13 protein-coding genes, 1 tRNA gene and 1 pseudogene are annotated in these 15,658 nt (G+C 58.0%); 9 read left to right on the top strand and 6 right to left on the bottom strand.

What is annotated here, in order from left to right; all coding sequences use genetic code 11:
* Window positions 1-13: 13 nt before the first annotated feature.
* The 5 genes from DW937_RS13320 (at window position 14) to DW937_RS13300 (ending at window position 7,390) form a co-directional block, all read left to right on the top strand.
* Window positions 14-913 carry a hypothetical protein gene (locus DW937_RS13320; RefSeq protein WP_120121294.1) on the top strand — a complete coding sequence of 300 codons (900 nt, stop codon included), beginning with the start codon at window positions 14-16 and terminating at the stop codon, window positions 911-913.
* A gap of 211 nt (window positions 914-1,124) precedes the next feature.
* A complete protein-coding gene (locus tag DW937_RS13315) occupies window positions 1,125-2,567 on the top strand; it encodes an extracellular solute-binding protein (protein WP_120121292.1) in 1,443 nt (480 codons plus the stop codon).
* Between the two features lie 36 nt (window positions 2,568-2,603).
* A complete protein-coding gene (locus DW937_RS13310; protein ID WP_243111487.1) occupies window positions 2,604-5,633 on the top strand; it encodes an EAL domain-containing protein in 3,030 nt (1,009 codons plus the stop codon).
* A 119-nt stretch (window positions 5,634-5,752) separates the two neighbouring features.
* A complete protein-coding gene (locus DW937_RS13305) occupies window positions 5,753-6,697 on the top strand; it encodes a GTP-binding protein (protein ID WP_120121288.1) in 945 nt (314 codons plus the stop codon).
* Between the two features lie 48 nt (window positions 6,698-6,745).
* A complete protein-coding gene (locus tag DW937_RS13300) occupies window positions 6,746-7,390 on the top strand; it encodes a hypothetical protein (RefSeq protein WP_097777278.1) in 645 nt (214 codons plus the stop codon).
* 64 nt (window positions 7,391-7,454) lie between these two features.
* On the opposite strand, the gene DW937_RS13295 is transcribed toward DW937_RS13300, so the two are convergent.
* Both DW937_RS13295 and DW937_RS13290 read right to left on the bottom strand, forming a co-directional pair.
* Window positions 7,455-7,970, bottom strand: a complete 516-nt coding sequence (locus DW937_RS13295; protein ID WP_120121286.1) for a PTS glucose transporter subunit IIA — start codon at window positions 7,968-7,970, stop codon at window positions 7,455-7,457.
* 163 nt (window positions 7,971-8,133) lie between these two features.
* Complete coding sequence (locus tag DW937_RS13290; protein WP_005944946.1) at window positions 8,134-9,156, bottom strand: aminotransferase class I/II-fold pyridoxal phosphate-dependent enzyme; 1,023 nt, start codon at window positions 9,154-9,156, stop codon at window positions 8,134-8,136.
* Between the two features lie 171 nt (window positions 9,157-9,327).
* On the opposite strand from DW937_RS13290, the gene DW937_RS13285 reads away from it, so the two are divergent.
* The 4 genes from DW937_RS13285 (at window position 9,328) to DW937_RS13270 (ending at window position 12,750) form a co-directional block, all read left to right on the top strand.
* Window positions 9,328-10,401 (top strand): ATP-binding protein, encoded by a 1,074-nt coding sequence (locus DW937_RS13285; RefSeq protein WP_097777280.1) that lies wholly within the window; start codon window positions 9,328-9,330, stop codon window positions 10,399-10,401.
* Entirely contained in the window at window positions 10,391-11,125 is a 735-nt protein-coding gene (locus tag DW937_RS13280) for a response regulator transcription factor (protein WP_044954127.1), read from the top strand. The genes DW937_RS13285 and DW937_RS13280 overlap by 11 nt, the downstream gene beginning before the upstream one ends.
* Window positions 11,122-12,444: an SLC13 family permease gene (locus tag DW937_RS13275; RefSeq protein WP_120121284.1), complete on the top strand. Its 1,323-nt coding sequence runs from the start codon at window positions 11,122-11,124 to the stop codon at window positions 12,442-12,444. The genes DW937_RS13280 and DW937_RS13275 overlap by 4 nt, the downstream gene beginning before the upstream one ends.
* Window positions 12,445-12,663: 219 nt before the next feature.
* Window positions 12,664-12,750, top strand: a tRNA-Leu gene (locus DW937_RS13270).
* Window positions 12,751-13,105: 355 nt separating this feature from the next.
* On the opposite strand, the gene DW937_RS15250 is transcribed toward DW937_RS13270, so the two are convergent.
* The 4 genes and pseudogenes from DW937_RS15250 to mobC form a co-directional block, all read right to left on the bottom strand.
* Window positions 13,106-13,324: a hypothetical protein gene (locus DW937_RS15250; protein ID WP_243111486.1), complete on the bottom strand. Its 219-nt coding sequence runs from the start codon at window positions 13,322-13,324 to the stop codon at window positions 13,106-13,108.
* A 136-nt stretch (window positions 13,325-13,460) separates the two neighbouring features.
* Window positions 13,461-14,336, bottom strand: coding sequence for a hypothetical protein (locus DW937_RS13250; RefSeq protein WP_120121282.1), 876 nt, complete (start codon window positions 14,334-14,336; stop codon window positions 13,461-13,463).
* Between the two features lie 24 nt (window positions 14,337-14,360).
* A pseudogene (locus DW937_RS13245) lies at window positions 14,361-15,361 on the bottom strand (hypothetical protein).
* Window positions 15,333-15,658: plasmid mobilization relaxosome protein MobC (mobC, locus tag DW937_RS15490; RefSeq protein ID WP_120121280.1), on the bottom strand; the 326-nt coding region annotated here is incomplete at its 5' end. The gene mobC and the pseudogene DW937_RS13245, both read right to left, overlap by 29 nt.

The following is a 15,658-nucleotide window of genomic DNA, read 5'->3' as shown; positions in this document are numbered from 1 at the left end:
AGGTCATATAATTATGGAAACTACCCCGCTTCACCCGGTGGTGATGAAGCTGAATTTCCCCTTCATCACCCGGAAGCCGTCCTTCAACGGACGCACCCTGATCGAGGGCCGCAACACCGAAATGCTGCATGAATATGTGCTGGCCATGGCGCTGGAGCTTAGGGCCAACGCTGCTGACTTTGCCGACTGCGAGGTGCAGGCCATCCGTCTGGGCGGTGGCTCGGCTTCCATTACCAACGGCAGCGATATCGACCACCTGCTGCGGCTCATCCGCAACTGTTACCATGTGGCCGAGAACGCGCCTGTCACCATGCGCACCTGCCCGGCGGACATCAACGGCGCGAACATGCCGTTCTACAACCGCTCCCACATCACCCGGTACGATCTGGAGCTGTACTCGCTGGAACCGCTGGATTTCTGCACGCTGGATACCCTCAACTATACCCAGCAGATGCCCTACATCACCCACGGCTTCCTGCGGGCGGACAGCCGCAACAGCATGGGCTTCATCCTGCTGTACGGCAAAAAGAACGTCTCCCGCTACGGCTTCCGTCACTCGGTGCTGGAGGTCACACGCCGCCCGGTGTGCCATGTCATCCTGCAGCGCTGCGCGGGCAGGGATATGCTGGACGATGCCGCTGCCGAGGCCCAGCTGGCCGAGGCGGATGAATTGTTGACGGCTGTGGGCTTTGTGCAGTATCTGCCGCGGCGCTGGGCAAAGCCCGGCTGCGAGGATAAATTCTGGCAGGGCGCTGCTGCCGGCATGGATGTGCTGGCCTTCGGCCTTTGCGCCTGCACAAAGCTGGACGGCATGGAGACCACCAACACCGGTGACCTGAGCGTTTATCTTGCCCACAGTGCGGATTATGAGCAGATCACTGTGTCCACCGTCCCGGCAGAAAAAACCGAATAACAGCTGCAAAGCACAGCTTTTCCCAGCCAATGGGAAGGGCTGTGCTTTTTGTTCCGATGGGTGGAAAGTTCTTCCGCTTTCTTGTGATTATGAAGATTTTTGCCAGATTTTGTTTACGCACCCGGAAAAAGGTGGTATGATAAACTAGGTATAGTCGGGTGATATGGCAGCCGGAACGTCCTGCTGCGTGAGCGCCCTCAGGGGGAATTTGATGAAAAAATATCTCAAAGCGGTCGTGTCCGGGCTGTGCGCCGCGGCACTGGCCCTTGGCTGCGTGGGCTGCGGCAGCAGCGCCCAGAATGCAAAGACCACGCAGGTGACCAACATTACGGTGTGGACTTATTATAACGGTGACCAGCTGGAATGCTTTACCGATCTTGTGGACAAGTTCAACGAGACCGTGGGTGCCGAGAAGGGCATCGTGGTGTCCACCGAGAGTCAGGGCAGCGTGAACGATCTGGAACAGAGCGTGATGGATGCTGCCGAAGGCAAGGTGGGTGCGTCCGCCATGCCCAACGTGTTCTCGGCTTATGCCGATACGGTCTATGCGCTGGATCAGATGGGGATGGTGGTGGATCTTGCACCCTACCTGACCGATGACGAGAAGGCCCAGTTTATTGACGGCTACCTCTCTGAGGGCGACTTTGACGCCAACGGCAGCGTAAAGATCTTCCCGGTGGCAAAATCCACCGAGGTGATGCTCTTCAACGACACCGACTGGCAGCCCTTTGCCGAGGCCACCGGTGCCAGCTACGACGACCTTGCCACCGTGGAAGGTCTGGTAGACACCGCTGAAAAATACTACAACTGGACCGATGCTCAGACCGCTGCCCCGGACGACGGCAAGGCCCTGTTCGGCCGCGATGCTATGGCAAACTACATGCTGGTGGGCGCACAGCAGCTGGGCGGCACCATCTTTGAGGTGAAGAACGGCAAAATGACCGTCAACTTTGAGCACGATGCGGCCCGCAAGCTGTGGGATAACTACTACGTGCCCTTCGTCAAGGGCTGGTTTGCCGCCAGCGGCCGCTTCCGCAGTGACGATATCAAGGCCGGCAACGTGCTGGGCTATGTTGGCTCCTGTTCCAGCGCTACCTTCTTCCCCGCGCGGGTGACGAACGATGCCAACGAGAGCCACGATATCAGCATGAAGGCGCTGCCCAGCCCGGAGTTTGCAGACGGCGAAAAGGTTGCCGTGCAGCAGGGTGCCGGCATGGTGGTGACTGCTGGCAAGGAGGAAGAGATCGAAGCTTCGGTGGAGTTCCTCAAGTGGTTCGTCCAGCCGGAAAACAACATTGCCTTTGCGGTGGGTTCCGGCTATCTGCCTGTTACCAGGGAAGCCAACAGCATGGATACGATCACCTCCAGCGGCCTGACCCTGAACGACAGCATGGAGCAGATCCTGACCGCTGCCGTAGATACCGTGAACGGCAACCGCCTGTACACGCCCCACGCCTTTGCAGGCGGCAGCAGCGCCCGCAAGGTGCTGGAATACGGCCTGAGTGACCTTGCCGCTGCGGACCGCGAGACCGTGGAGCAGCGCATCGCCGAGGGTCAGAGCGCTGCGGACGCAGAAGCCGAGTTCCTGACCGACGATCACTTTGAGGCATGGTATCAGGATATCTGCAGCCAGCTCAAACGGTACGAGGGCTGAGCCGACGGAACACGCTGAGGAAGAGAGGTGATGGTGATGCTGTGCAGACAGAAGGATACGGATGCCGCCCGGCGCAAAAAAACGGGCAGGCCTATCTTCCGCACCATTTTTAGCGCCATGATGCTGGTGATGCAGGTAGAGGTGGTGCTGCTGGCAGTCAGCATTACCATTACCAATGTGGACGGCAGGCTGAACCAGAACGCCAAGGACATGCTCAACATGCAGGTGCGCAACCGCGTCAGCTACGTGCAGGACCTGATGCAGGATGCACAGAACCTGACCGATCTGTCGGAGCACATCAACAATACCGTTCTTGCCATGCAGGAAGAAGGCCAGCTCGATCTGGCCGAACTGAACACGAGCCGTGAGAAGAGCGACGCACTGCTCACGGCCATTGCGCCGGAGTTGGTGAGCACCCTGCGAGCAAAACCGGTCAGTGGCATCTTTGTGGTACTGAACACCGTGAATCTGTACAACCTTGATGTGGGCTGCGGCCTGCCCGGCATCTACCTGCGGGATCTGGACCCGGATGCCCGCCCTTCGGGGGACAACGCCGATCTGATGATCGAGCGCGGCAGCTCGGCGGTGGTCAAAAAGCTGAGCATCACCACCGATAAAAGCTGGCAGCCCACCTTGCGCTACTACGGCCTGAAGGGCAACGGCTTTTTCAAGACTCCCTTCCAGACCGCGTGGGAGGACGGCGCAAGGCTGAACGCCGAGGATTACGGCCGCTGGACCACCAGTGTCTATAAGATAGGCGACGACAGCCGCACCGCCATTGCCTACTCCCAGCCGCTGATCCTGCCGGACGGCACGATCTACGGTGTGGTGGGTGTGGAGCTGCTTACCAGTTACCTGCAGACAAAGCTGCCTTACAGTGAACTGCAGGACGGCAATACCGGCACCTACTTCTTAGTCTCCACCACTGCTGATGAGAAAGATACCTCCTTTATCGTCAGCAAGGCGGTCACTTCCAGCGAGGATGTGACCGCTTCGGAAGCACCGGCCGGCATGATGAACTGCGAACTCCGGGCGGACGAGTGCTGGCTGACGCTACGGAATAAAGACTATTATGCCGTGGCCCTGCCCATTACCCTGTACAGCCGCAACGCGCCGTTTTCCAATGAGCGCTGGCTGCTGATCGGCACCGTGAACAGCAAGGTGCTGTTTGCCTTTGCAGACAATGTGCGCAGCGTGATCGCCATTGCCATTGTGTTTACGCTGGTGCTGGGCGCGCTGGGCAGTCTGGTCGTTGCCCGCAATCTGGCCCATCCGGTGGAGCTGCTGTATCACGAAGTGGTGGACGGGCAGGAGAAAAAGCAGTTCCCGCAGCTGTCCCATACCAACATCCGGGAGCTGGACCGTCTGGCCGATGCACTGACCAGCTTGAACAGCGAGCTGCTGAACAACTCCACAAAGTTTTTGCGCATCATGGACATGGCCAGTGTGGAGCTGGGCGGCTATGAGCTGCGGTTCGACACTGGCAGTGTGTATGTTACCGATAACTTTTTTGCGCTGCTGGGTGCCCCCCAGCCCAAGGATTGCTTCCTGAGCGTGCGCCGCTTTGAGGAAAAGCTGAGCCACATCCAACTTTCCCATCCCTGCACCACTACGGCAGAGGGGGACAAGATGCTCACCATCCGCAAGGAGGGCGAGACCCGCTACATCATGCTGCGCGTCACCAACGACCAGACCACGCAGGTGGGTCTGGCTGAGGACGTTACCGCCGCCACGCTGGAGCGCATGCGTATTGAGCACGAACGCGATTACGATATCCTGACCGGCCTGTATAACCGTCAGGCCTTCCACCGCGTGAGCGAAGAGCTGTTCCGCGATCCGCACCAGCTGGGCGTTGCAGCTCTGCTGATGATGGATCTGGACAACCTCAAGCACATCAACGATACCTACGGCCACGACTGGGGCGACCAGTACATCCACCGCACGGGTCGCTGCCTTGCTGAGAACACGCCCAACGGCACTGTGGTGTCCCGCCTTTCCGGCGATGAGTTCGTGCTGCTGTTCTACGGCTATTCCAGTCAGGATCAGATCCGTGAGAAGATCCGCACCCTGAGCAGCGCTATGAAGAAGAGCGTTGCCATCCTGCCCAGCGGCAATGAGCTGCGTATCAGCATTTCCGGCGGTGTGGCATGGTACCCGGCCAGCGGCACCGATATGGACAGCCTGAAAAAGTATGCCGACTTTGCCCTCTATCAGGTCAAGCGCACCAACAAGGGACATCTGGAAGAGTTCAGCATGGAGATCTACCAGCAGGAAGCACAGGCCGCACAGCTGAGACGCGACTTCCAGCAGCTGCTTACCGAGGAGCGGGTGTACTATGTATTCCAGCCCATCTTCTCGGCCCGCACCGGCAAGGTGATGGCCTACGAAGCCCTGATGCGCTCCGATAGGGAAGCGCTGCGCTCGCCCGCTACCATCATGAAGCTGGCGCGGGAGCAGGGCGCACTGTGCGAGATCGAGCGGCTGACCTTCTTCAAGTCGCTGGAGACCTTCGACCACCTGCGCAGCGAGGGCCTTGTGCGCAGGGACACGATGCTGTTCATCAACTCCATTGCAAGCGTCTGCCTGCCCAGAGAGGACAGCGAGTATATGGAAAGCCGCTGGCATGAGCTGTGCCGCCAGATGGTCATTGAGATCACCGAGGAAGAGGAGATCGACCACGAAGCACTGGAGGCCAAGCGCCATGCGCCGGGCTTCTCCGGCATGTTCGCGCTGGACGATTACGGCAGCGGCTTTGCCAACGAGAACAGCCTGCTGGAGCTTTCGCCCCGGTTCATCAAGGTGGATATCGCCATCATCCGCGGCATCGATACCGACCCGGACAAGCAGCAGATCGTGCAGAACATCGTGGCCTATGCCCACCCGCGCAGCATGCAGATCATTGCTGAGGGCGTGGAGACCGCCGCCGAACTGCGCAAGGTCATAGAGCTGGGCGCGGATGCGCTGCAGGGCTACTTCCTTGCAAAGCCTGCCGCCGTACCGGCCCAAATGGCACCTGCCGCCCGCAAGGTCATTGCCGAGTACAGCTCTGCATCCGACAGCGGCTGAATACGAACATAAAAAGTCCCGCAGAAATGCGGGGCTTTTGCATCTGCCACTGGCGTATTGCAGTTTGCTGCGGTATACTGGAATCGGGCAAACAACAGCACAGGGGGTGCTTTTTTATTATGGTACAGGTAGACCTTATCACCGGCTTTCTGGGTGCAGGCAAAACCACATTTCTGCGTCGGTATGTCCGGTATCTGGTGGCACAGGGCCACAATGTCTGCATTCTGGAAAACGACTTCGGCGCGGTGAACGTGGATGCCATGCTGGTGCAGGACCTTCTTGGCCCGAACTGCGACCTTGAGACCATCAGCGGCGGATGCGACTGCGACACCCATCAACGCCGGATGCGCACCAAGCTGATTGCTATGGCCATGCGCGGGTTCGACCGGGTGGTGGTGGAACCCAGCGGCATCTTTGATGTGGACGAGTTTTTTGATGTGCTGCGGGACGACCCGCTGGACCGCTGGTATCACATCGGCAATGTGATCGCCATAGTGGATGCCATGCTGCCGGAAACGCTTTCGCCGCAGGCTGAGTACGTGCTGGCATCCGAGACGGCCAACGCGGGCCGGGTGCTGGTCAGCCGTACCCAGCTGGCCGGGCAGCAGCAGACCGCTGCCGCCGTGGCTCATCTGACCCGTGCGCTGGAGGGCTGCAAGTGCTCCCGCCGCTTTGCGCCGGAAGAGATCATCACCAAAGACTGGGCACGGCTTACCGATGCCGACCTTGCCGCCATTGCGGCCTGCGGCTGCAGGCAGGCCAGCTGCGAAAAGCTGCATTTTGACGAGCACGAAGCCTTCAGCTCTCTGTGCTTTCTGGAGCAGCACCTGACGCTGCAGCAGCTGCAGGCCGCTGCCGACCACCTGTTTGCGGATGCCGCCTGCGGCCATGTGCTGCGGGTGAAGGGCTTTGCACCGGATCCGCAGGGCACCACCGGCTGGCTGGAGCTGAACGCCACCGCTGCCGGCAGAACACTGGAACCCATCCCGCAGGGGCAGGATGTGCTCATCGTCATTGGCGAAGGGCTAGACAGGGCAAGGATCGAAACGCAGCTTCACCGCTGAGCTTTCAACGAACGTTGTAAAACTGGTGCAAAAAAGGAGAACAGAATCATGAAAAAGAACCCGCAGATGCCCTCGGCGCGGCGCATCCTCGGCATGGTGGTCGGTATTGTGATCATCGGGCTGGGCATTGCACTGTTCAAGCAGTCTCACCTTGGCAACGACTCCATCAGCGCACTGAATATGCGTCTGGCCGAGATGCTGGGCATCTCGCTGGGCGTGCAGAACCTGTGCACGAACATCCTGTTCTTTGCACTGCAGTTCTGGTTCGGGCGCAAGTACATCGGCCTTGGCACCTTTGTCAACGGCATTGGCGTCGGGTTCATTGTCACGGCCTTCTACGACCCCATTGCAGCCCACTTTGGCCCGGCCGAGGCGCTGGGCCTGCCGGTGCAGCTGCTGTGGGTGGCGCTGGCGGTGCCGGTCACGGCGCTGGGGGCTTCGCTGTACCAGACGGCAGATCTGGGCATCGCCCCGTACGATTACCTCTCGCTGGGCCTGCGGGACTACACCCCGGTGCCGTACTTCGGCTGCCGCGTGTTCACCGATGCACTGTGTGCGCTGCTGTGCTGGCTGCTGGGCGGCCTTGTGGGCATCGGTACGCTGATCTGTGCCTTCTGCCTGGGGCCCTTCATCCAGTTCTTCAACGGGCTGGTGTCGGAGCGGGTGCTGCACTACAAGCCGGGCGGCCAGTAAGATCGGGAAATCAAAAAGGCGTGCACCTCCTTTGCGGAAGTGCACGCCTTTTGCTGTGCAGAAATCAGAACTTGAACAGCGGGGTGCCGGCCAGCACATCGCCCTCAGCCAGCATCTTCAGCTCGCCCATGTCATCGCCGTTGGTCACGATGATGGCCGTTGCGGTGGGATGGCCTGCAGCCTTGATGGCGTCCAGATCCACTTTCAGCAGCGGGGTGCCGGCCTTGACCTTGTCGCCCACCTTGACCAGTGCCTTGAAGCCCTTGCCGTTCATCTCCACGGTGTCCATGCCAACATGGATCAGGATCTCCATGCCGTCCTCGCTGGTCAGGCCCACAGCGTGCAGGGTGGAAGCTACCTGTTCCACGGTGCCGTCAAACGGAGCATACACGGTCTTGCCGGTGGGCTCAATGCCGCAGCCGGGGCCAAGGATGCCCTGTGCAAAGGTCTCGTCGGGGATGTCGGCCTGTGCCAGCACCTTGCCGCGGATGGGGGTCAGAACGGTCTTGCTCTGGCCGAAGAATTTGGCAGTCTCTTCCTGCTCGGTCTTGCCGCCGAACAGCTTATCAAAAAAGCCCATGTTAAAATACCTTCTTTCCGATCATTTCATAGAGCCAGCTGGCCGAAGCGCTGTCCTGCAAGGCCCACCGGCTCCAACCCATTGGTCTACCCAAAAGATACCACATTGTGAAAGGAATTGCAATTGGTATCCCGCATAAAACCGCCAAAAATCTTTGGCAGCATCACATCAGGTCGATCAGCTGCTCGATCTCCTCCATGCGGGTGGCCCAGCTGGTGGCAATGCGCATCACGGTGTGGGTGTCGTCGTACTTCTCCCAGAAGCCGAACTTTGCCAGTGGCTCCAGCGCTTCCAGCTGGCTGTTTTCCAGAATGGGGAACACCTGATTGGTGGGCGACTCCATATAGAAGCGGTAGCCCTTGGCAGCAAGGCCCTCCTTCAGACGGTCGGCGGTCTCGATGGCGTTCCGGCTGATGCGGGTGTACAGATCATCGGTGAACAGCACATCGAACTGCAGGCCCATCAGACGGCCCTTGGCAAGCAGCGCGCCCTGCTGCTTGACCATAGTCATAAAGTGGGCCGGTGCGCCGTGGGGGAACACCACGGCCTCGCCGCACAGCGCGCCCACCTTGGTGCCGCCGATGTAGAACACATCGGTCAGGCGGGCGATATCCTGCAGGGTAACATCGGTGCCCTTGGCCATCAGACCGTAGCCCAGGCGTGCGCCGTCCATGAACAGGGGCATGTGGTACTCCTGACACACAGCGTGCAGCTCTTCCAGCTCAGCCTTAGTGTACAGGGTGCCGTACTCGGACGGGTGAGAGATATATACCATGCCGGGGAACACCATGTGGTCGTGGTTGGCATCGGCATAGAAGGTGGCGCACCAGTCGCGCACATCGGCGGCGCTCACCTTGCCCTCGTGGGCGGGCAGGGCAATGACCTTGTGGCCGGTATACTCAATGGCACCGGCTTCGTGTGCAGCCACATGGCCGGTGGCAGCAGCCATCACGCCCTGCCAGCGCTGCAGCATGGACGCAATGACGATGGCGTTGGTCTGGGTGCCGCCGGAGATGAAGGTCACGTCTGCATCCGGGCAGCCGCAGGCAGCGCAGATCTTTGCTTTGGCGCTGGCGCAGTAGGGGTCGGTGCCATAGCCGGGCACCTTTTCAAAGTTGGTCTCGGCCAGCTTTTGCAGGATGGCAGGGTGTGCACCCTCACAGTAGTCGTTCTCGAAATACAGCATATCGTTACTCCTGATCCAGTGAGATAAAGTGTTGATAAGGCTATTCTACTACGGGGGAGAGGGAGTGTCAAATCACGTCCCTCTTTACGGCAAAGGATTTTTACTGTATCTTTAGTTTTTCTATGGTATAATGCGGGAAACGGAATATATTATTTGGGAAGGGGAATGTGCATGAAAAAACAGACGCTTGTGCGGGATGCCACCGTAATGCTGCTGGCTCTGTTCGCCGCCTATGCCATGGTGATGCTTACACAGGCCGTTATGGGCCGCATTGAGGGCGTGGCAATGCTTATCTTTATGCTGGCAGTATTCGTTACCTCTATGTATACAGAAGGTTATGCGTGGGGCGTGGCGGCTTCGCTCATCAGCGTGCTGGCTGTGAACTTTGCCTTCCTCTCACCGTATTTCGCCTTCAATTTTACCCTGTCGGAAAACCTGTTCTCCGGCCTTGTGATGCTGGTGGTGTCCATCATGACCAGCACCCTCACCACCCGCATCAAAAAGCAGGAACAGCTGCGTATGGAAAGCGAAAAGGAAAAAATGCGCGCGAACCTCTTGCGCGCGGTTTCTCACGATCTGCGCACCCCGCTCACCTCCATCTACGGTGCCTGCTCCACTGTGATCGAAAATTATGACTCGCTGGATAAGGAAAAGACCATTAAACTGCTTGGCGAAGCCTGCAGCGATGCCCAGTGGCTGACCCGCATGGTGGAGAATCTGCTTTCCGTCACCCGCATCGACAGCGAGAAGGTGACGGTGCAAAAGACCCCCACTGTGCTGGACGAACTGCTGGATACGGTACTGGTCAAGTTCCGCAAGCGCTACCCGGAGATCCCGGTGGAGCTGGAAACGCCGGATGCCTTTATCGTGATCCCCATGGATTCCATGCTCATCCAGCAGGTGCTGATGAACCTGCTGGAAAATGCCGCTCTGCACGCCGAGGGCATGACAAAACTGACCTTGAAGGTGTTCACGGTGGGCAATCGTGCGGTGTTCGAGGTGACGGACAATGGCTGCGGCATCCCCAGAGAACGGCTGAAAACGCTGTTCTCCGGCACCGACCCGGATGTACCGGCAGACAGCCGCAAGCACGGCATGGGTATCGGCCTTTCGGTGTGTGCGGCCATCATCAAGGCGCACGGCGGCGAGATCAAGGCCGAGAGCCGTCTGGGTGAGGGAACGACCATCCGCTTCTGGCTGGAGACCGAAGAAATTGAAATGGAGGATGCAGAAGATGAGCAATAACAAATTCAAGGTCCTGATCGTAGAGGATGAGGCAAATATCTGCAGTTTTATCGAAACGCTGCTCACCACCAACGATTATCAGGCGCTGGTGGCTCATACCTGTACCATGGGCCTGACCCTGTTCGCCTCCCACAACCCGGATCTGGTCATTCTGGATCTGGGCCTGCCGGACCGGGACGGGCTGGAATTCATCCGCACCGTGCGGCAGAAGTATATGACCCCCATCGTGGTGCTCTCGGCCCGCACCGACGAGATGGATAAGATCGAAGCGCTGGATCTGGGTGCCAATGATTACATCACCAAGCCCTTCAGCACCGGCGAACTTCTGGCCCGCGTGCGCGCTGCCCTGCGGCTGAACCGCTACAGTGCCATGCACGGCGGCAATGCCCCGGCGGGTGAGTTCCGCGCACAGGGAATGCGCATCAACTATGACCGCCGTAAGGTGTTCGTGGACGAGCAGGAGATCAAGCTGACCCAGACCGAATACAACATCGTGGCGTTTCTTTCCCAGCACGCGGGCCGCGTGATGACCTATGCGGCCATCGTCAAGGCCATCTGGGGCGATACCGACATCGGCAGCACCAAAAAGCTGCAGGTGAACATGGCCAATATCCGCAAAAAGCTGGGCAGCCGTCCGGGCAGCAATGCCTATATCCTCAATGAGCTGGGCGTGGGCTACCGCATGATCGACGAGGATGCCCGCAGCGGGGAGATCAACGAATGATACTTGCACTGATCCTGTTTGCTGTTACCTATGTATTGATGCTGCGGCTGCAGCAGTACCGCCCGTGGGTGGCACTGTGCAGTGCGGTGCTCTTTATTGTGCTGGGCGAGGCGGGGGTCTACGAGTTTTCACTCCGCGCCGCGCTGCAGGCCGTGGATTATAATGTGCTGCTCATGATGGCGGGCACCATGGGTACGGTGGCACTGTTCATCGAGAGCAAAATGCCTGCCCGCCTGGCGGAAATGCTGATCGTCCGTGTGCCGGATGTCAAGTGGGCGGTGTGTATGCTGGCGCTGTTCGCCGGTGTCATCAGTGCTTTTGTGGACAATGTGGCCACGGTGCTCATGGTGGCACCGGTGGGCCTTGCCATTGCCCGCAAGCTGAAGATCTCGCCGGTGCCGGTGCTCATTGCCATTGCGGTGTCCTCCAACCTGCAGGGCGCGGCCACGCTGGTGGGCGACACCACCAGCATCCTGCTGGGCAGCTTTGCCGACATGAATTTCTTCGATTTCTTCTGGATGCGGGGCCGTCCGGGCATCTTCTGGGGCGTAGAGCTGGGCGCACTTGCTTCGCTGGCAGTGCTGCTGTGGCTGTTCCGCCGTGAGACCCAGCCGGTCTGTGCAAAGGTGGAGACTGAGGTGGAGGACGATGTGCCCACTGCCCTGATGCTGCTGACGGTAGGCCTGCTGATCGCGGCATCTTTCCTGCCGGAGCCTGCAGCCGGGCCGCTGCACACGGTGTACGAGCTGCGCAGCGGTCTTGTGTGCATGGGGCTGTGCCTGTTTGGCGTGGCGCGCGCCTGCCTGCGGGCAGGGTCGGCCAAGCCGCTGGCGCATGTGCTGGGCGAGCTGGACTGCGACACCCTGCTGCTGTTGTTCGGCTTGTTCATCGTGATCGCGGGCATCCACGCGGCGGGTGTTATCGACGCAGCAGCCCGGCTGTTCCATGCCGTGGCAGGGGAAAGTCCCTTCCGGCTGTTCACCCTGCTGGTGGTGGTGTCGGTGGTGCTTTCGGCCTTCATCGATAACATCCCTTACGTGGCCGCCATGCTGCCGGTGGTGCAGAGCATCGCCGCCCTGATGAACGATGGCGTGGGCGTGGAACCCTACGTGTTTTACTTCGGCCTGCTCACCGGTGCCACTCTGGGCGGCAACTTGACGCCGATCGGTGCTTCGGCCAATATCGCGGCCATTGGCATTCTGCGCAAAAACGGCGAGACCGTCACCACCCGCGACTTCCTGCGCATCGGCGTGCCCTTTACGCTGGCTGCAGTGCTGGCAGGCTATGCGTACCTGTGGCTGGTGTGGGGCAAAGTCTGATCTGCTGGCCTCCGGCACGGCTGCCTGCTGAAGAAAAAAACAAAGAAACTCCGACCCTCTGCACCGCCGGAAAATCGGCCTGCAGAGGGCTTTTTTCGCGAAAGTATGACGTTTTGCAGTGAGGAAAAAGTTTTTTCGAAAAAATGCTTGACAATTCTGCCATATCTGGTATAATAACTATCGTTCCGAGCAACACAGCTCACGAACAAAACAGAATATGCGGATATGGCGGAATTGGCAGACGCGTTAGATTCAGGTTCTAATCGGGGCAACTCGGTGGAGGTTCAAGTCCTCTTATCCGCACCAAGAAAAACCAGTACACAATGTGTACTGGTTTTTCTTTTTCGGTGCGGAAGAGGACTTGAACAGGGCGGCGGCGCACAGCGGTCTGAACTGGATTATCTTATTTACAACGACCCTCTGGCGTATGCAGAACTGATTCTGAACGGCGAACCAGAGGAATATCTGCGGAATGTAGCAGGAAGTCACGGGCTAGAAGATTAAAGGCAAAACAAAAACAGGGTGCGCCCCGAAAGACGCACCCTGCCAAAATCCACATACGACAGCGATATGTACAACAGGGAGTTCCCCAGCGGGAACTTCCTGTTTTTCTTTGCCGGAGATGTGAGCCTGCTCCGCCTGCCATGCGGCAAGCTCGCGTTTACGCAGCGCAGCGGAGCAATGAAAGCCCCAGTGGGGCTTTTAAGCGACCGAACGGTCTTGCGCAAGCAAGATGGAGGGGCCTTGCCCCGACAAGTGACCGCTGGCCTTCCTCGCTGTTCCAGCAGGCAAGAATGGCCGGGTAGAATGCCCGTGCCAGACGTTCGATGGCTTCATCGGGGTAAGGGGAAAGATTTGTGGATTTTTTCTTCTTGTTCAAACGCACGCTCCTTTGATCGTCCCACCGCAGCAAAGCCGGGCAAGAAAATCAAAGATTCAATTTTTATCAGGCGCAAGGGCACGGATGCTTTCCGCCCTGCACTTGCGGCTCGTTGATGGCTTACAAGTTCCTGTCGTTATGCGATTTTTTCATCGTTCAGCAGTTCTTCAAACTGTGCCATATATGCCTTATGCTGTTTGAGAATCTTCGTGGTCTCCACTTTCACATAGGCATCATCAGGCACCTTGGGGAGATACTTCATCAGGAAATCAACATCCTGCTGGATTCGCCGGACGGCAGCTTCCAGTGCAGAATAGTTGATTCCGTAGATTCGTTTCTGCGGAGAAGGGCGGTCCTCCGGGTGCAGAATCTCGTGCACGATCTGCTTGCGATTCGGAAAATCTGCCCTGGCAAGACGGTGCATATCGGCATCACGGACTTTGAACTGCCCGGACAGGATCTTCTCTTTCGTACCGGGCATCATCTGCTCTATGATCTCCACGCCCCGCATGAACTTTTCCGAGCGGACAACATAGGATTCGCTAACGTTGTTCCGCTCTGTAATCTGCTTGCGGATGCTTGCTTCCGCAGAGGTGGGAGGAATTGTGTCAATTTGACACAATTCCTCCGGGGCGGTTTTCTTGGCAGCAGCCGTGTGCTGGTTGTTGCCGTTTCCACCGGGCTTCCGATGCTCCACACTGTACTGCTTTCCAATGAGGAACTTCTTTTGCTCCGGGGTTAAATTGCGCCGCCCCAGTTGATTTTTGCAGATCCAAGCGAGGACTTCTTCCCGGCTTTCAAAGGGGAGTGGCATCGTGGAGAAAGAGATTTCGGGATGCTCCTGAACGATTTCATAACGATTATGACCATCAACAAGTGTGTTGTTCCACACGATCAAAGGAGAGAGCAGCTTGCCTTCTTTGAGGATATTTTCTTCAAGCTGCTTGTACTCATCGTCCGTCAGCGGCGGAATCTGATTCTGGAACTCCGGGTCGATTTTCAAGTTGATCATACGCACACTCCTTTATCTCTCCTGTTACGCCGGTTCTTCCTCCCGGAAAAATGACGCAACATTCTGCTTTGCTGTTTTCAGCTTGAACAGTTCTTCCTTGGCTTCCTTGTACTGTTCGTAGAACTTTGCCTTTTCGGATGCCAGCTGCGCATACTCGGCTTCCAGCTTGTTCGGGCTGGGCAGCTTGGTGACGTTGTTTGCCTTGAGATAGGCTGTTGCCGCCCGGTGCGCTGTCAGCTCTGCACGGTGCTGCTCCTCAAAGACTGCGGGTCGTTTGGCAGTCTTTAACTGCTGTGCGACATTCTTGGTGCTGGTGTAGGCTGCGATGTGATAGCGCAGCTCATTGTTGGCTTTCATGCGACCTTCGAGGTCTTTCACCACCGCCAGCGAGTCGTGATACTTGGTTTCCAGTTCGGTGATGCGCTGGTTCAGGGCGTCCTCGTCGGTCAAGCCTTTTTCCTGCAGAAGCTTCACGGTCTGTGCAATAACTTTGAGATTGTGTTTCGTGATCCAACGCTTATAGCCGATGCCCTTGCCCTCGGTCAGCCTCGACTGGATGTCGATCAGTTTCCCGATGGCATCCTGCTTGAACTGCACCTTGGGTTTGCGTTCGGTGTTTGCCTGCAACGTGGCAAGCACTGCCGCATTATCGAACTTGTCCCCGAGATGTTTCGCGCGGATGAACTTTGTTCTGCCAGAGGGCAGATAGCTGAGCTGTCCACGACTTTCCTTGACGGCAATGCCGTACTGCTGCATGAGCCTGTCAGAAAAATCTTCAAAGTTCGTTGCGCAGTACAGCACCGAAGAAATCTGTTTCCGTACTTGCGGTTTGCCAGCAGACAGGCTGTTGCAAAGGAGAAATCGCCACACTTAAGCGTATTGAGCAGATACGATTCCCGCAGCTTCGGCTTGCCCTGTTCATCCAGAAGCTGCTTTCCGGTGAACGCATCGTGCTGGTAAACGAGGTACGCTTCGATGGCGGTGTAGGCCGAGTTCTTAGAGGCGATATGCTTGAGCGTTGCTATACAGTTCACCCAGAACTTTCTCGGCGTGGAGCCGGAATGCAGTCAGGTCTGCAAGTTCGTCAAGGAGTTTCGCCCGGAGCTGTTCGGTGTCTGCTCCGCCAGAGTTAAAGTGTCGTGCGAGTTGGTTCAGGTTGCCGCCCACCCTGCTGCACTGAGCAAGCAAAGTGGAAACAGCGGTCAGAGTTTCTTCGCCACCACTGGCAACGATGACCGTTTTCTCGATCTTGACGTTGTGGATGGCGCAGCGGATAAAAGTGGAGAGGGAGAGATTCAGGAGTTTGCAAGTGAGTTCCAGTG

The organism is Faecalibacterium sp. AM43-5AT (assembly GCF_003603345.1).
GTDB lineage: Bacteria > Bacillota > Clostridia > Oscillospirales > Ruminococcaceae > Faecalibacterium > Faecalibacterium taiwanense.
The sequence above is the reverse complement of the archived record's forward strand: the minus strand, read 5'-3'. Positions and strand labels throughout refer to the sequence as shown.